The 15,159-nt window shown below is 63.1% G+C and carries 17 protein-coding genes, 1 tRNA gene and 1 pseudogene; 11 read left to right on the forward strand and 8 right to left on the reverse strand.

The window, feature by feature from the left end; all coding sequences use genetic code 11:
* Nucleotides 1-215 precede the first annotated feature (215 nt).
* Entirely contained in the window at nucleotides 216-2,306 is a 2,091-nt protein-coding gene (locus ABN273_RS27810) for a tetratricopeptide repeat protein (protein ID WP_349451973.1), read from the forward strand.
* A gap of 9 nt (nucleotides 2,307-2,315) precedes the next feature.
* Here ABN273_RS27810 and ABN273_RS27815 read toward each other — a convergent pair whose 3' ends face one another.
* Nucleotides 2,316-3,854 (reverse strand): hypothetical protein, encoded by a 1,539-nt coding sequence (locus tag ABN273_RS27815; protein ID WP_349451974.1) that lies wholly within the window; start codon nucleotides 3,852-3,854, stop codon nucleotides 2,316-2,318.
* A 1-nt stretch (nucleotide 3,855) separates the two neighbouring features.
* Nucleotides 3,856-4,152 (reverse strand): hypothetical protein, encoded by a 297-nt coding sequence (locus tag ABN273_RS27820; RefSeq protein WP_349451975.1) that lies wholly within the window; start codon nucleotides 4,150-4,152, stop codon nucleotides 3,856-3,858.
* 1,028 nt (nucleotides 4,153-5,180) lie between these two features.
* On the opposite strand from ABN273_RS27820, the gene ABN273_RS27825 reads away from it, so the two are divergent.
* Both ABN273_RS27825 and ABN273_RS27830 read left to right on the forward strand, forming a co-directional pair.
* Nucleotides 5,181-6,686: a hypothetical protein gene (locus ABN273_RS27825; protein ID WP_349451976.1), complete on the forward strand. Its 1,506-nt coding sequence runs from the start codon at nucleotides 5,181-5,183 to the stop codon at nucleotides 6,684-6,686.
* Nucleotides 6,687-6,956: 270 nt separating this feature from the next.
* Nucleotides 6,957-7,032 (forward strand) — tRNA-OTHER (locus ABN273_RS27830).
* A 94-nt stretch (nucleotides 7,033-7,126) separates the two neighbouring features.
* Here ABN273_RS27830 and ABN273_RS59635 read toward each other — a convergent pair.
* A complete protein-coding gene (locus tag ABN273_RS59635) occupies nucleotides 7,127-7,303 on the reverse strand; it encodes a CopG family ribbon-helix-helix protein (RefSeq protein WP_502911144.1) in 177 nt (58 codons plus the stop codon).
* A 197-nt stretch (nucleotides 7,304-7,500) separates the two neighbouring features.
* Nucleotides 7,501-8,136 carry a tyrosine-type recombinase/integrase gene (locus ABN273_RS27835; protein WP_349451977.1) on the reverse strand — a complete coding sequence of 212 codons (636 nt, stop codon included), beginning with the start codon at nucleotides 8,134-8,136 and terminating at the stop codon, nucleotides 7,501-7,503.
* A gap of 203 nt (nucleotides 8,137-8,339) precedes the next feature.
* Here ABN273_RS27835 and ABN273_RS27840 point away from each other — a divergent pair, with 203 nt between their 5' ends.
* Together ABN273_RS27840 and ABN273_RS27845 are read left to right on the forward strand one after the other, a co-directional pair.
* Complete coding sequence (locus ABN273_RS27840; RefSeq protein WP_349451978.1) at nucleotides 8,340-8,603, forward strand: hypothetical protein; 264 nt, start codon at nucleotides 8,340-8,342, stop codon at nucleotides 8,601-8,603.
* The gene (locus tag ABN273_RS27845) at nucleotides 8,603-9,256 is read left to right on the forward strand and encodes a hypothetical protein (RefSeq protein ID WP_349451979.1); all 654 of its coding nucleotides are present in this window, start codon (nucleotides 8,603-8,605) and stop codon (nucleotides 9,254-9,256) included. Before ABN273_RS27840 ends, ABN273_RS27845 begins: the two co-directional genes overlap by 1 nt.
* A 226-nt stretch (nucleotides 9,257-9,482) precedes the next feature.
* Here the strand turns inward: ABN273_RS27845 and ABN273_RS27850 are convergent, their stop codons facing one another.
* Complete coding sequence (locus tag ABN273_RS27850) at nucleotides 9,483-10,214, reverse strand: hypothetical protein (RefSeq protein ID WP_349451980.1); 732 nt, start codon at nucleotides 10,212-10,214, stop codon at nucleotides 9,483-9,485.
* 127 nt (nucleotides 10,215-10,341) lie between these two features.
* Nucleotides 10,342-10,779, reverse strand: a complete 438-nt coding sequence (locus tag ABN273_RS27855) for a MarR family winged helix-turn-helix transcriptional regulator (protein WP_349451981.1) — start codon at nucleotides 10,777-10,779, stop codon at nucleotides 10,342-10,344.
* A 510-nt stretch (nucleotides 10,780-11,289) separates the two neighbouring features.
* Here ABN273_RS27855 and ABN273_RS27860 point away from each other — a divergent pair.
* Entirely contained in the window at nucleotides 11,290-11,931 is a 642-nt protein-coding gene (locus ABN273_RS27860) for an FMN-dependent NADH-azoreductase (RefSeq protein ID WP_349451982.1), read from the forward strand.
* A gap of 195 nt (nucleotides 11,932-12,126) precedes the next feature.
* A complete protein-coding gene (locus ABN273_RS27865) occupies nucleotides 12,127-12,429 on the forward strand; it encodes a helix-turn-helix domain-containing protein (protein WP_349451983.1) in 303 nt (100 codons plus the stop codon).
* Here ABN273_RS27865 and ABN273_RS27870 read toward each other — a convergent pair.
* Nucleotides 12,407-12,613 carry a hypothetical protein gene (locus ABN273_RS27870; protein WP_349451984.1) on the reverse strand — a complete coding sequence of 69 codons (207 nt, stop codon included), beginning with the start codon at nucleotides 12,611-12,613 and terminating at the stop codon, nucleotides 12,407-12,409. The two genes, ABN273_RS27865 and ABN273_RS27870, sit on opposite strands and share 23 nt — an antisense overlap.
* A 36-nt stretch (nucleotides 12,614-12,649) precedes the next feature.
* Between ABN273_RS27870 and ABN273_RS27875 the strand changes: the two genes are divergently transcribed.
* The gene (locus tag ABN273_RS27875; protein ID WP_349451985.1) at nucleotides 12,650-13,015 is read left to right on the forward strand and encodes a hypothetical protein; all 366 of its coding nucleotides are present in this window, start codon (nucleotides 12,650-12,652) and stop codon (nucleotides 13,013-13,015) included.
* Between the two features lie 421 nt (nucleotides 13,016-13,436).
* On the opposite strand, the gene ABN273_RS27880 is transcribed toward ABN273_RS27875, so the two are convergent.
* Complete coding sequence (locus ABN273_RS27880; protein ID WP_349451986.1) at nucleotides 13,437-14,135, reverse strand: DUF998 domain-containing protein; 699 nt, start codon at nucleotides 14,133-14,135, stop codon at nucleotides 13,437-13,439.
* A gap of 406 nt (nucleotides 14,136-14,541) precedes the next feature.
* Here ABN273_RS27880 and ABN273_RS27885 point away from each other — a divergent pair, with 406 nt between their 5' ends.
* From ABN273_RS27885 to ABN273_RS27890, 3 genes and pseudogenes are all read left to right on the forward strand, one after another.
* Nucleotides 14,542-14,715 (forward strand): hypothetical protein, encoded by a 174-nt coding sequence (locus ABN273_RS27885; RefSeq protein WP_349451987.1) that lies wholly within the window; start codon nucleotides 14,542-14,544, stop codon nucleotides 14,713-14,715.
* Nucleotides 14,716-14,743: 28 nt separating this feature from the next.
* Nucleotides 14,744-14,968, forward strand: a pseudogene (locus ABN273_RS59640) (MauE/DoxX family redox-associated membrane protein); the annotation flags it as partial.
* A 55-nt stretch (nucleotides 14,969-15,023) separates the two neighbouring features.
* On the forward strand, nucleotides 15,024-15,155 hold the full coding sequence (locus ABN273_RS27890) for a hypothetical protein (protein ID WP_349451988.1): 132 nt from the start codon (nucleotides 15,024-15,026) through the stop codon (nucleotides 15,153-15,155).
* The last annotated feature ends 4 nt before the right edge of the window (nucleotides 15,156-15,159 follow it).

Here is a 15,159-nt window from a genome sequence, read left to right on the forward strand (position 1 = left end):
GGGGAAGGGCCTTGTTGAGCCAGGACGGGAGCATCCAGGATCCACGGTCCATGCTGGCTAGCCGCTTAGATAAGTTATGGAAGCTTGCCGGAACGCCTCTACTTGACTCAGTTGCGCGCACTGCAGCCCGTTACGCAGAAACAGCCCGACGACCAACTGGTAAACGCATCAGCGCCTGGAAGACCGGAGAGAATGTTCCGAACTCTTTCGGTGAATTGAAATCCATCCTCCGAGTTCTCATCAACATAGCCCAGGCGCGGAAAAGTCTTCCTGAAAGCGATCAGGATCTCTACAGCATCGAAGCGTGGGAAGTTCTCTGGACTATAGCCAAAGAATCGCCGGTGGACAATGTTAAGCATAGAGTAGGCAACGGCACATTGGGGCTTTCGGTCGATTCAGTAAATCCAATTGAGCTCGAGGTTCATCCCTCGATTGAGATAAATACAGCAACGCTTAACGTCCCACCGGCTCTCCCGCTATACGTAATACGACAGCATGATCATAGGCTGCAAGCCATCGTCACCGAGGCTACGAAGCATAGTTCGGTATGCGTCTTGGTCGGAGGCTCCTCCACCGGCAAGACACGGGCATGTTGGGAAGCCATCAGGTCAATCGGAAAGCATTGGCGCGTGTGGCATCCTCTGGCCCCCAGCAGACATGAAGCGCTACTGAAGGCCCTTCGAAATAGACAGATATCGCCACACACTATCTTGTGGCTAAACGAGATCCAATTCTATCTAAATCCATCTCCCCCAGAGTTAGGTGAGGAGATCGCTGCCGAGCTAAGAGAGTTGATTAGAGACCCTGACCGGGGCCCAGTACTGGTTATTGGCTCATGTTGGCCTGAATACTGGGACATTCTCACGGTCCGACCGGGTCCCGCAAAGCCCGACCTTCATCCACAAGCCAGGGCGCTTCTGGCTGGGCATCACATCCTCGTCCCGGAGGAATTTTCGGAGGAAGAACTTTGGCAATTGAATAGAAAAGCGTCCGACGATCAGCGATTGGAGGCGGCGGCAGCAAAAGGAAATAGGCGTGTTACTCAATTCTTGGCAGGGGCGCTAGAGCTGATTAATCGATATGAGACATTGCCTGCAATAGCACGGAATGTTATTCATGTAATGATGGATGTGCACAGGTTTGGATACAAGGGGTCGATCTCCGAAGAATTCCTTCGAGATGCGGTGCAAGGATACGTCCATGAGGATACCTGGGCTGGTGCCAAAAATAGTTGGTTCAAGAAAGCGGTGAAACAATCAAGACGGCCCTGCCTTGGAGTGTCTGGCCCTCTCCGTTTAAGGAAGGAGGGTCCAAACAGCAAGGCAACGTATGAGTTGGCTGACTATTTAGATGAAGCTGGACGGATTATACGGCGAGAGGAAGTCCCGCCTGCGAGTTTTTGGGCCTCATCAGCTAAACATTTGCGTGATGTCAGCGGTCTGCTGGACTTGGCATACGAGGCTCAGATACGAGGTCGATTGAAATATGCGGCCCTCGTGTACTTGAAGGCTGCAGACTGTGGAGAGCTTGAGGCACTCCTTTCCGTGGCTGAGCATCGAAGAGACGCTGGCGCGATAGACGAGGCGAGAAAACTCTTCCGCCATGCGGCCGACCAGGGGCTCGACGATGCCTGGCTATATCTAGCGCAGATTGAGAAGGATCACGGTGATCTAGGGGCCGCTGCTCGCATATTGAATGAAGCAGGCGATAGCGCACTAGCGGTTAGGATTGCCATTTACCTTACTGACCCTGGACAAAACAAAGGCCACGCACTCCGCCTTCTGGAACGAGCATTCGAGCTGTCTTCCAAAGAATCGTTGGCCGACTTAGATCTCTCGCGCTACGAAGAGGAGCTAAGGGATTTACTCAGGCAGAATTGGGAGAGCGTGGAGGAGATGGATAAGTCATTTGGCAATCTTAGGGCAGCGACAGAAAACATGCGCACCGCCGAGAAGGAGCGTACAGAAGCTGGAGATCAGCTGATTGAAGCCATCAAGACCAGCGAGAAGTCTTTTAAGTGGGCCGTGGATCTATTCCTAGATCAGGCGCAAAGCGGTAATACCGATGCACTTTTAATGTTGGCGAAGGCATGGCACGCCGTCGGAGACTCTGAGAAGGCGAGAAACTATATAATGTCAGCCTTAAATCGTGGTCACACCGAGATGGATGGCTCTAATGCACTCTCTGCCTTGGCTGATTTGGAAATCAATGAAGGACGTCCTCACATGGCCATACAAATCCGCCGCTATGGCTTGGAAATTGATGGATCTCCGGCTTCTGAGTGGGGCGTATCTATCGACGAATAGTTTCGATAACTAAGCTGGCCCAGTACTAGCTGCGATACGTCGGCGAATGGCTGCCAGTGCACGATCCGCTCGTGAGAAGTCGACACGTGAACCCTTCCCATCATCTGTGCTGACCTTGGTTGTCACGGTGAAGCGGTCTCCTGGCACAATGAGAGTGAACCGTTCGGCTACAGTGTCCTTCTGCTGTGCATCAACGAAGGCGTAAGTGGGTTCAGAGTCCTCCGTTTTCTTCGAGCCAGGCGGGAGATCCAGTCGAACGGTGTTAACATTTACCGAGACGATGTCTCGGTAGCGGTATTCGCTAGTCTGTTCCTCAGGATCCCGCGCACCGGTGATGGAATCCAATACTGTCCGGTAGGCGCCCAGCTTCTGATCCGCCATACAGACGACGAAGACGGTATAGCGGGATGCGATGTAGCCATCCCCCACCCGATGGTGCCGCACCAGCTTGGTCTTTGGAGGATTAGCAGGACCTACGATGACAAGCGGGTCGGTGATGCGGCCAGTGTTGTGCAGTTCTTCTATCACAATGCCTAACCGGGTGAGCGCTCGATCGACAATGACATTCACGTCATGTTTCAGCCATCGGCTTATCTGCTCTTCGGAAGGAAGGTTCTCCTCATAGATGCGCAACTTCTCTCGATAGTCATACGCAGCGCGATGGAAGAGACGGTTGTGCCACCAGTTGACGAACAATGCTCTGAACGTCAACCTGCCACCGAGAGAGGCCATGGCCACGCCGGCTATGCCGATGTACGGAGCCGGTGACAGAAGCGACCATAGAGGGCCGCCGTACGCTGTCAGAAGTGTGATGGCAATCCAGAGGATAACGCCGCCGCCCGCCAAAGGGAAAATCCCGTAGAGGGGGTTGAGACGTGGCTCCCGCACCGGTGCGGCTGGCACAGGCGTGAACAAGGTGCGCATACGATGCTCGCGCTCGACTTGTTCGTCATCACTGAGTGACAGTACCGGAATGGGCACAGTGCCACCAGGAGTCACCCGTTGGTCGAGGGCCTGCCACGTTGGTGATTCGCGAACCGAAATGGTCGTCGCGATTCGCCGTGCCCAGTCCAGATCCAGGCTCGCACTCGCCTTCTGGGCCTCGTCCGAAAAGCTTCCCTCGCGAAGAAAGGCATGGTCGAGGTCTTCGTTGAAGATTGCCATGAGGACGGCGGCTGCCTCTGAGTCTGGATCGAGCTCGCAAGCTTTGGCCAGCAGTGCGTAGATCTCATTCTGGGTCTGATCCGGATGGGCGCGCGGACGTCTCCCTTGTAATTTGGCAAAGGCGTGCTCTGTTCGCATCTCAGCCATCTTCCTAGGCGAGGAGGATGGTTCGCGCCTGGAGTAGTCCGCGTAGTGCTGGCAAGCCTGTCCCCACTGGTTTTCCGCCAGGGCCCGCCGAGCTGCATCGAGATATTCCTGCGGTTTCCGGTCTCCCGAGTAGAAGTTTTCAATGTTCTGCTGATTGGTGACCGGGGCATGATTGTTGACGTGCATCTCGCTTGGGTCAGGGCCGCCGTTGTCCTTGTCGTTGGCGAGATCCGTCATCTCATCCGCCGATGATCGCCGATACTGCCGTGATCGCTCCAGCGACCTTGGCTACGTCATCGGCGGATGCTCCACCGACTGCGAGCAGGTCCCGAAGTTTCTGCAGCGAGGCTTTGAGACGGCCGGTAGGCTGCCCGTCCGCCTCGTCCAGACTCTCCTCGACTTCGGTGACGATCTCCGTCCCTGCGGCCTGCGGGATGGAGCCGGCTGCGATCAATTGCCTGAGTTGCGCGATTCCGGCTTGAACGTCAGCCTGGGGAAAAGAGATGTTGCGGTCGATGTTGGTTTGGTTGGTCACTGATCCGAAGTTGTTGACTTGCACATTGTCCCCGCTCAGCTCGGCTACGTCATCTGCGCTTCGTGTGGATGACGACGATTACGTCTTGCCTGTGAATCGTTCGAGAGAGTAGGAGCGTTGCACGTACCGTCCACGTACACGCCTGCCAGAGGTGTATCCCCGCGGATACATCGAGCCCAGGGCGACGCCGCACAAGGTGGGGCCACTCCCGTACCGCGCGAGCAACTGACTGGAGTGACAATCGCACAAACACTCTGCACGAAAGTGGACGTCCGACCAACTCTCCACCCCAGGTCTGGGCAACCGTCTTGGTCGAATCCCCGGCCTCAAACCACTCGGCCGCCTGCAGCCGTACACGCTCGCGCCGTTCCTGCTCGGCGGGCGTGTACCCACCCCTCTGTCCATACCGCAGGGCCTGGGGCGATCGATGGTCCATGGCTTTGCTCCCCAGCCTCCGCCCACTGGGCAGTGTCGGGCCCAGGGCCGTTGGAGCAGGCGTATTTATGGCGTGATCGCCGTGCCATTAACGTGCCATTAAGGGCGGTCAACAGCGGCCAACCACGGGCAATCGGTGGCACCCGACTGACCACGTCGGTAGTCTCCTCCTGGAAGATCAGAACGATTTGCATGCAAGTAGGCGCTCACCAGCCACATGCACGAACACATTGTGGCCAGTCAAGGCCGTGACGATCGCTCACTTCGCCCATCGCCGACCGTGGCTGGGGCGATCGACGCCGAGGCCCTCCTTCGTCGGGCCCCGGCACCGGGTGATCCTGGCTGAGGTGACAGCAGTGCTGACAGCAACCTCCCCACACATCAACGCATCCGCGCGACCGTCCACACGCACCTGACCAGGATGAAGCCGTTAGTCGGGTGGCTGTACCGCTACGTGCTAGCCCTGGTGGCCGCAACACACGGCTTCGGTCACGCTCAACGACGCGCTCCTCGGCTTCGTTTGGTCTCACAGTTCGATGAAGGTTGGTGGGGGATGGCTCCGGTCCTTGACCACTCTGCTTGACACTCTTGAGATGGCAGTCTGGAATTTCCTCGTGCTGGTGGTTTTACTGGCCGTCCGGAACCGTAGGGCCGGACCGGTGGAAAGGTCCAATGGTCCGTACGAGACGGCCTGGGAATCATGGACCGAGGCCAGCGCGCCATACCCGTACGACCATACGGTGCGAGTGGAGTTCGAATCCCCGCCCGAGGATGCCGAGCTGGTGCCTGTGATGTGTGGGTCCCGCGGCTGGCGTGTACGTCGGTCCACAGATGGGTCCCGGTTCCAGGTTGATGTGCCCATCGCCGGATCGCGCATCGGAGCGCTCACCGCGGGAACGCGCCACCTGCTGCGCTCGTGCGTCCAGGATGGAGTCTTCGTCCGCATCAGATGGACACATCTTCGTCGACCGCCGGGAAACTTCGACGCCCGATACCGGGTTTTCGACTCCTTGACGGGGCGCCCGGTCGACGGCGAAGTACATGCGCGATCCGTGGCCGATGCTGAGGCTCTCGCGAACAGTCGCACCACGGAATTCAATGGTCGCCGGCTGCTGGTGCGTAAGGCGGTGGGCGAGAGTTCCGAGGACGAATTGCGGCGCCTGGAGGCGAGACATCGTTCAGCGAAGCCACCGCGTGCGGCGATAACCGCTACTGGCGGTGCGTTTTCCGCACTCGCGCCGCTCGTTGGCGGTGTCCTTCTGGGGCAAACGTGGCCGAGACAACCGTGGACCGCTGTCGCGCTCGTCGTCGTGGTTGCGTCGGTCATCCCTTGCAGGTGGCTGCTGCGCTCCTGGCTGCTGGGCAGCATGCTTCCTCCGGCGATGGCGTTCGTGGGGTGGACCCTCGCCGCGGACCCGCCCCCCGACGTCGTTCGTCTGGCCGGTTTGGCGTTGATCACGCCCATCACCATCGCCGGAGTTCGTTACTTCTTCCATTACACATCGCTGAAGGTCGCCCTTTCATGGCTGCTTCCCATGCTGGTGACCATCGCGATACCGCTGCCCATGGTCTATGGGCAGCTGACGTACGAGACCTATCTCAGTGTTTTCGGTCTGGGCGCGGATGACGTCGAGCTGCCGTGGTGGCAGGCATTGCAGCCGGCATGGTCTTTGACCGGCCTCACGCTGCTGTTGGCCCTGGTCTCTCTGGCGATTGTCGGATGGGGCTATCACGTGAACCTGATCGTTCCTCTTTGGGTGGTCACGTTCGTCACGCTGTTCGCGTTGATGGTCGCGGTTCTGGTGCCCTGCGTCCTCGGCATTCAGGAGGGGTACCGAAGTGGCGTCATCGCCTTGAGGGAACTGCGGGCCACGGGGACGACGACAGCCTTTCACGGGGTCGAGCCGAAGGCGGTCTGCCTTGTGCCCGTTACCGAGAAGATCGCCTTCAAGGGTGCGGCACCCGTCCCGAGCCGTCCTCTGGTGCTGTTCGGAGACGCGAACGGCCGAGCTGCTCTATGGGACAGGGTCGGGGGTGCCCTGACCGTCAAGGAAGACGATGTTCAACTCGCTTCGTCCCGTCACTGGGACCGGTGTTGATCCGTACGCCAGCCGCCATCGAGAGACGCTCGCATCGTCGATGACCCCGATGGTTCCGGGATCCTTGGGCGGCCTTGGCCGATGGTGGAAAGACTCAGGGTGGGTTCGGGCCTGCGGTCCAGCAGGCCAGTTGACCGCCAGTCGGTAACACCAGGATGGCCGGTGAATCAAATGATCTTGCTAACGTCGTCGCTAACAGCGTTCTTGGACGCAGGTGCATGGCCCTGGAGGCGGAGCAAGCTGGACGAGCCGTTGACCAGGAGCTTGTGACGGCTGTGGATGATGACGGACGATCTCGAACTGGCTACGGATCAGAAGGTTAGGGGTTCGAGTCCTCTCGGCCGCGCATAGCTTGACCAGGGAGTTCCTTGATTCAAAGGGACTCCCTGAGTCGTTTCTAGAGGTGTGCTGTAGCAACGGCTGTAGCAGCGCCGGTTCGTTCACCGAGGTTCACCTCCGTTTGTAGGTGTCTCTTCGCTTCGTAGATGCCGCGCGATGTACTCGTCCACGGCCTTCGAGATGAGCCACGATCGGCTCCGGTCCTCTCGCTCGCCAATGGCGTCGAGCCCTGCCTTCTGCTCATCCGTCAGCCGGACAGTGGTCGGCTTGTTCGACACGACTACATTGTAATACGGATGACTACATCTGACTACATCGCTCTAGCATGCAGGGGCCTCTCCGTATTTCTGCACTTCAGAGGGGGTGTGTAGGGCTGTGTAGGGTTTACCTGTTCCACCTACGCGCCTGTACGTACAGAGCTAATACCTGAATCCCTACACATCCCTACACTCCCGCAGGTCAGCAGCACATCGGGTCATTGAGCGATGCGGCCGAACCGGGACAGCGCCCCGTCCATCGAGTCCGCGGCCCGGCGCTGTACCTCCTCGGTGAGGTGCGTGTAGATTTCCGAGGTCGTGGCGAGTCGGCTGTGCCGGAGAGTCCCCTGAATGGTCTTCATGTCCACGCCCTCTCCGTGCAGCCAGGTCGCCGCGGTGTGCCGGAGGTCGTGAATCCTCACCCGCTTGCCGTCCGGCCGCGTGATGCCCACCTCGTCGCACAAGGCGTTCCATGCTCGATTGGCGTTCCGCGGCTCGATCGGTGTTCCCACCGATGTGGTGAACACCAGACCCGGGTCCGCCCACACCTTCGCCGCCAGCCGCTCGGCGGCCTGGTCAACCTTGTGCTGCCGCAGCAGCATGACCACAGCCCGGGGAATCGCCAGCTTCGCGTCCGACCCCTCCGTCTTCGCGCGGACCACGGCCAGCCGGCCGCGCCGGCGTCCGGTCTCCTGGTCGAGCTCGCCGCGCAGGCGCTGCAGCGAAGGGCCAACCTTGATCACGGCGTTGTCCAGATCGATGTCCTCCCAGCGCAGCGAGAGCGCCTCACCACGGCGCAGGCCGAGGCCGAGGATCGTTAGCCACAGCACGCCCCACACGTGGGCGCCCGACACCTGTTCGGCGCCTGGTCCAGGTGGTGCGTCGCGGCCGGGGAGGAGGCGGGCTCGGAGGTGACGTTCGCCGACTCCATGGCCAAGCGCGGCTACGAAAAGAAGCGTGCCGCGTCCGGACAGGCATACCGCGGAATGCCCTGGCCGCCGAGCAGTAGCCCAGAGGCGAGTCTTCGGCCACATCTGCTGATACGGAGGATCGAGACTTGAGCAGCAGCGCCATCGCCGCCACCATCACGAACGCGCAACGCGCCCTGGCCATCCTGCTAGGCGAGTGGGAAGTACCCGGGGCTGAACGCAAGGCGGCCGACGCGGTCACGCTGCTGATGCGGCACGGCCTGCGGCCGACCCCGGCCCGTCCTGCCCTGCCGGTCGCCCGCCGACGCGGAACCACCGATCCCAACATCGCCCATCGAGGAGCCGCCGAAGCTCGTCGGCTACTCGCCGCCGGACGCCAGGAGTGTGAGTAATGGGCCGCCCCTCCAAGCTGACCCGCGAACTGCGCGACGAGCTCTGCAAGCACTTGGAGGCGGGCCACTTCCTCGGCACCGCTGCTGACCTGTGCGGAGTCGGCCGCTCCACCGTCCATAGGTGGATGGCACTGGGAGAGGAGCAGGGAGCAGATCCCGAGTACCGGGAGTTTCGGGAGGCCGTTACACGCGCACGCGCGCGAGCCTCTGTGGATCTCGAGTCGGCCGCCTTTGCCGATGCCATGGGCGGCACTCTGGTCCGTGAAGTCATCCGGCCAGACGGAACCCGAGAAAGCGCATGGACGCCTCCCAACGGTCGCGTCGCCCTCGAACTACTCGCTCGAATGCACCCGGAGGAATGGCGCCCGGTGAAGGCTGTGGAGGTCTCAGGTCACCAGGGCGGCCCGATCGAGGTTGGAAACAACGCGGCCGTCGTCGAGAGCCTCGTCAAGCGCATCGCCGAGGTGAGGAAGCGTCGCCAGGCGCAGAGCAACCCCCGGGAGCAGCCAGCGAACGGCCTGGGCGCCGGCCACCCTGGTGGCAGCGGCCCGGCTGCTGGTGGCCACGGTCGTGCTGCTGAGCCGATAGGGAAGAACACCATGGCGGGAGCAAGCCCGGCCACTCGTCCGGTCAAGCGGGTCAACGCCAATTAGATCCCCGGCACGGGCGGGGAGGACGGCCGGTTCGAGATTCAGGTGGTGACGGATGACGATGAGCGGCACGTGCGCGCCCGGCCCGGCTGCCGTGACCGCGCTCATGGCCTCTGGTGAACGCGAACCCGGTGCTGCGGTGGGATCCGGACCATCGCACGCTGATCGCGGCCAATCTGGTTGGCACCTGGCTCAGCCGCCGGGTGTACCGGCCTGAGGGGTGAGTCTCCTATTCACCCGGTGTGGTGCCGTCTCGGGCGGCGAGAGCGGCGCGGGCTTCGGAGGCCGAGACGGCGGTGATGATGGCCCTGTCGCTGGAGCCGGGCAGCAGGCGAATGCTGTCGCCAGCCTGGGCCGCGGCTGCTTCGCCGGGGTTGGCGATCCGCGCGGCCGGATAGGTGACGCACCGGTACATGCCCAAGGGGATCTGACGGCCGCCCAGCCGCGCGTGCAGCTCGTGCAGGACGGCAACGGAGAACTCGCCTTCAGGCGGCGGGCCGGCGTCGGCGGGGATCGAGAAGTCCACATACGTCCAGGTCGCCTCGATCTCCGGCCCCTGGAGCAGGCGGGCCAGCTGCACAATCTGCGCGAGTTCCTCGTGGGAGGTGCCGCTGGACTCGAGAATCACGATGCGCTGATAGCTGTGGGCCTGGATCACCTGCAGCGCCTCCAGGATACGCACCTGTCGGCGGGCGCGCTGCGCCAGCGGGGACTCCTCGCACTGCCAGCGCGGTGAATACGCGGGGCCGCCGCGCACGGCCAGCAGGAGGGTGGTGTCTGGCGCGGAGGCCGCGAGCAGGCGCATCGCCGGTAACACCTCGGCCGGGGTCTTGCCGGCCAGGTCGTCCAGGTCCACGTGGAGGCGAAAGGTGTCGTGGTCACCGACGTTGACCAGGAACTGCAGGTGTAGCAGACCGCTGGGGTCCTGGCCGGCGCGTGAGCGCTCGAACGTCGAGGTCATCTGTGGAGCGACGTTGGACCGCGTCCTGATAGAGGGGGACCGGGCTGTGGGAGTGCGGTTCCATCGTGAGGGTGTGCGGCCCGGCTCGCCTGGAAGATGCGGGATGTCGTGGAGCCGGAGGCGCACCTCAGTCTTTGACAGGGCCCCGCTGAGCGGTGAGCGCGACTCGGGTCAGGAGGTCCCGGAACTGGGCCCGCTGTTCTTCGCTCAGCTCCGCGAGCAGCCGTGCTTCAGCGGCCGCGACATCGGCTCGCATGCGCTGCAGCTGCGCTCGGCCCTCGTCCAGCAGGACCACGTGGCGAGACCGCCGGTCCTGCGGATTCGGCCGTCGCGCCAGCAGACCCTGCCCCTCCAGGTCGTCGAGAAGGTAGGTCATCACCGTCCGGTCGAGACCGACCTGGCCGGCCAGTTCGAGTTGCGTGGGGGGCTTGTCGCCGGCCTCGGCCAAGGCCATGAGCACCAAGTAGGCGCGTGATCCTCCGGGCAGCGTCTCCGAGGCGTCGGCTGCAGCGCGCCGCAGCGCCCCCGAGATCATACGAATCGCCCAGACCAGGTCGTTGTCCAAGGAAAGACACTTGGCGCCGTCGTTCGCTCGGCCGGGTTCAGAGGACATTACATCACCATAGCACCTTTCGACGTGGCGACAGATAATATGGCAGGCAGAACATCTTACTGACATAGTGCTCTGGGAAGCGGGGCACTCTGGCTCCGCGATGACGCAGCGGGCGGCAGGTCGCGGCCCGACTGTGGCGAGGAGACGCACCATGGCCGTCAGTAACGAGTTGGCAGGGTGAGACACCGACGGTGGCGTCGCTGCTTCACAGCCGTCGAAGTGGCGGATTCCGACCAGGCCGTGACGCCCGGAATGGTGCGCCGACAGGACGGATCGAACGTCCCGATCGGGCCGGTTTTGCCTTCGGGAGGCGGCGGCGAGGACTTGGCAGCCGCAGGACCCGCGAACCTCCGGCACCCGCATCATGCCCGGGCTGTTACCCAGCTCACTTTTCTTGCGTGCAGATGTTCTGCTGTGCATACTATCTTCATTGCAGCAGAAACCATGTTGGAGGACCGCACCATGAACCTGTTCCGCCTCGACGCGAGCATCCGTACCGAAGGATCGGTGAGCCGCGCCCTCGCCGACACCGCCGAGCAGGCGTGGCTCGCCGAGCACCCGGGCGGCGTCGTGACCCGGCGCGACCTCGGGGTCCAGCCGCTGCCCGGGGACACGTGGACGGTGCTCGCCCACGAAACCGTCAACCCGGCCGCACCGGCCCCGGACGAGGCGCGCGAGCTCCTCGACCGTCTCGGCGCGGAACTGCTCGAGGCCGACGCGTTCCTGTTCGCGGTGCCGATGTACAACTGGAATGTCCCGGAACAGGTCAAGACCTGGATCGACCTGATCCTGAAGCACCCCCAGGTGGGGATACACGGTGACCGGCCGCTCCAGGGCAAGCCGGCGCTCCTGACGCTGAGCCGGGGCGGCGGCTACGGGCCCGGCTCCCCCAAGGAGGGCTGGGACTACGCCACGCCCTACCTGCGCAGGATCCTGGCCGACGTCTTCGGCCTCGACCTGCAGATCGCCGAGGCGGAGCTGACCCACGCGTTCTGGAACCCGGAGATGGCGCACCTGCGAGGGCTGGCCGAGGAGTCGATGAAGACGGGGCACGAGCAGGCCGCCGAGCACGGGCTGCGGATCGCCAAGCTGATCAGGGCCTGACCGCCCCAGGGCCTGTCTCGCAGATCGGTGCGGGCCCCCCGCACCGATCTGCGAGACAGGCCCTTGAACGATCGTTCTCAAGGCGTTCGTGAAAGGACTGCACATGGGCAATGGAGCCGCAGTGCGGGAGACGGCCGTTCCGTCGTCGGTCATGCAGAAGGCGTTCGATCTGCTGCAAGTGTTCCGTCACGGCGCGTGTTGACGCTGAGTGAGGTGGCGCGCCGCGCCGGTCTGCCGAAGTCGACGGCCTACCGCGTCCTCGGGATGCTCGTCCGGGTGGGAGCGGTCGAACGTGAGGGCACCGGCTACCGGATCGCGTTCCGGATGATGGCCATCGGTGCGGGTCAGGTGCAGCTTGTCGAGGCGGCGACGCTCGCGGCGGACCAGCTCGACATCGACCTCCGGCACGAGGGGGCGCACCACACCGAGAGCAACTCCCGCAGCAGCCGGGCCGCGAGTTCGGCGTCGCCGCCGGTCAGGGCGTCGGTTCCGGCATGAGCCGGTCGGCGGTGACCACCTCACCGGGTCGCAGCAGGAGAACCGCGAGGATCGCCTGCTGTCTGGCCGCCCGAACCTTGATCCCCCGGCCGTCGGCGTCCGCCACCGCCATTCGCCCTAGCAGCGCGAACGACGTGGATGTCGCATCGGCCGGGGTCCTGTGCGAGCGCTCCGGTAGCGGCATACCCGCGACATACCGCACCCGCGTAACGTCGCCCGCATGACCAAGGTCGGCATCCTGCTCGGCGCGGCAGTCCTCCTCCTGGCGGGATGCAAATCCACGCCCCGCGAGCTGATCGCCGAGGACAACGCGAAGGAGGCCGCGGTCCTGACCGCCGCTCGCGACGCCGCCAAGAAGCTGGACGGCATCGACAAGATCCCGACGTTCGCCGACGTGCAAGCCGTGGTAGGGAGCGACTTCCAGGTATCCGGCGGTGACTACCGGTCCTACGACAGCGAGCGGACCGTCTACCTCTTCGAGATCTCGAACACCGACGGCAGTAATTCCGCCTGCCTGAACGTCGACGCCACCTTCAAGAACTTCGAGTACACCATCACGACCTCGGCCGACCCCGGCGTCTGCTAGCCCCGTTTCCCGCACGTGAGGTTGTTTGAAGATCGCCGGGTTGCTGTGGTGATCGTCGGCGCGGTATGACGTGGCTGTCGTGATCTCGGAGCTGAGGACGAAGCGGTCACGTCGGCTGCTGTGCCTCACCCCAGAGTTGGTCGAAGCGCCAGCGATAGCGGTCTGATACCTCCTGGCTGAGCCAGCCCTTCACGCTGGCCAGACCGCGCTCGTTGACCTGTGCATCGTGGGATTCCGAAGGCCCGTTCGGGGGCGACCGCGCGGACGAAGTCGATCGCCTCTGCGGTCTTCAGCCACGAAGCCTGAAGCGGTACCAGCAGCGTCTCTACCCGCTCGTTCGGCACGTGCAGAGAGTCGCCGGGATGGTAGACGCGGCCCTCGCGCTCCAGCCGTACACATGCATGCGTGTATTTTGTGATCTTCACGAGTCGCGCCTGTCTGCGTGGACAGGGGCCGGGTTATCGGCGTTGCGCAGATGGAGGGCCAGCAGGGTCAGCCATCCCCAGCCCACGGCGATGGTCAGCCGCTGCAGCAGCCCACCGATCTGGAGCAGGCCCGGCACTTGCGCAAAGGCTTGCCCGGACAAGAGGAAGCCGATGACGATCAGTGCGCCTGTAACGGCCGAGTAGACGGCCCATCCGCGTTCGCCCCATCCGGCGAAGCGCCGCGCGAAGACCAGGCACGAGGCCGCCAGCGCGGCAAAGACAAGCAGCGAGAAGGGGAAGTCGTGGAGTGCGCCGTGCCAGGTGCGCACGCCTTGTACGGGTGTGCCGAGGGGGTAGCCGCCCACGGGATCGGTCACGAAGACACCGGCTCCGATCAGGCCGATCGCGTATGCCCCGACCAGCAGTGGTCCCCAGGTCGAACCTCGTCCGGCGGCGTGCAGCGCTCGGCGGAGACCGACGGCGAAAAACAGCATCAGCACGCCGGTGACGACGAAGTTGGCGATCTGCATCCACCCCGAGGGGCCCAGCGCCAGTGAACTGACCGGATGGCGAAGGGGATCGTAGTCGGTGCGGGTTGCGCCTTCGATGAGGAAGGCGATGACGAACAGCGGTCCGCCGATCGCACCACATAGCAGGAGGGAGGTGCGGGTGGTGGGCATGATGCGCGGGCGCATTGAACCTTCTTAGTCGAGAAGTCTCTTCGTGTCGGCGACCGGTGCAGCCGTTACCTGCTTTGACGTCCTCACCACTGCATTGACCGATCAGCGGGCCTGGGAAGCGAGGGGCGCCAACAGCCGACGCATCGTCAACCTTAGTTGACATGCTTTGTGCTAGTCAACCATGGTTGCTTATACGGGAGCCGATCATGTTGGCCGCGTCACCGATCTCCAGCGCACGATCTGCGCGGCTGCTCTGCTCACCCGCCGATAAGCCCGAGACGTAGGCATAAGAAGAACACCCACTATGTCAAGATCATGATTCGCCGAACGTGTTCCGCAGTGTCGGCCAATCTCTCCATTAACAAGGTGCTCTGGCTGGGTGACCGTGGGCGCGTAAAGATCCCCCCGCAAGGAGGTCGCCATGATCCGCGCACTCAACAAGCTGGGAGACAGGCTACTCGACAGACTCCTGCCCTCGGCGAACGCCTCGGCCGCGTGCTGGACCGACTGGTGCTGCCAGGGCAAGTTCTGCCGAACCTGCTGCTATCACGACGCTAGCGGCGAGGTCAGCTGCGGCAGCTTCGACTACTGCTGACGCGTCCTTCCGATCCCCAGTGACAGCCATGCAGTACGTCGTGCTCGCCTGCCGGGTGGCGACAGGTGTCGTCTTCCTGGTCGCGGTGCTCGGAAGGATGCGGGGCAGGTCCGCGTTCGCGGGCTTCCACGTATCCGGGCGCGGCCTGGTCCCTCTGGGGCCACGGGCGTCCACGGCGTTGAGCGGCGCCATCGTCCTCGCGGAAGGATGCGTCGTCGTACTGCTGGCGATCTCCGGGACAGTGCGGGTCGGCCTGGTGCCGGCCGGCACCGTCCTGGTGGGTTTCTGCGCCGGCCTCGTCAGGGCTCGTGCCGGGGCACACTTCTCCCCATCCCGCGGGCGTCACGCTGGGCGTGCCGGCCGGGGCCGTCCTCGCCGTCATTGTGACCTTCTTCGACGACCTCACCGGCCTGTTCGCCGCTCAGCCACGCCGCCCCTGAAGAG

This window comes from Nonomuraea sp. B19D2 (assembly GCF_040137845.1).
Taxonomy (GTDB): domain Bacteria; phylum Actinomycetota; class Actinomycetes; order Streptosporangiales; family Streptosporangiaceae; genus Nonomuraea.

Coding starts and splice junctions, on each gene's coding strand:
- ABN273_RS27825 (WP_349451976.1), top strand. CDS start 5,181: ATGGCAGTCTGGAATTTCCTCGTGCTGGTGGTTTTACTGGCCGTCCGG.
- ABN273_RS27870 (WP_349451984.1), bottom strand. CDS start 12,613: ATGCCGCTACCGGAGCGCTCGCACAGGACCCCGGCCGATGCGACATCC.
- ABN273_RS27885 (WP_349451987.1), top strand. CDS start 14,542: ATGATCCGCGCACTCAACAAGCTGGGAGACAGGCTACTCGACAGACTC.
- ABN273_RS27850 (WP_349451980.1), bottom strand. CDS start 10,214: ATGACCTCGACGTTCGAGCGCTCACGCGCCGGCCAGGACCCCAGCGGT.
- ABN273_RS27815 (WP_349451974.1), bottom strand. CDS start 3,854: ATGACGGATCTCGCCAACGACAAGGACAACGGCGGCCCTGACCCAAGC.
- ABN273_RS27880 (WP_349451986.1), bottom strand. CDS start 14,135: ATGCGCCCGCGCATCATGCCCACCACCCGCACCTCCCTCCTGCTATGT.
- ABN273_RS27845 (WP_349451979.1), top strand. CDS start 8,603: ATGGGCCGCCCCTCCAAGCTGACCCGCGAACTGCGCGACGAGCTCTGC.
- ABN273_RS27860 (WP_349451982.1), top strand. CDS start 11,290: ATGAACCTGTTCCGCCTCGACGCGAGCATCCGTACCGAAGGATCGGTG.
- ABN273_RS27875 (WP_349451985.1), top strand. CDS start 12,650: ATGACCAAGGTCGGCATCCTGCTCGGCGCGGCAGTCCTCCTCCTGGCG.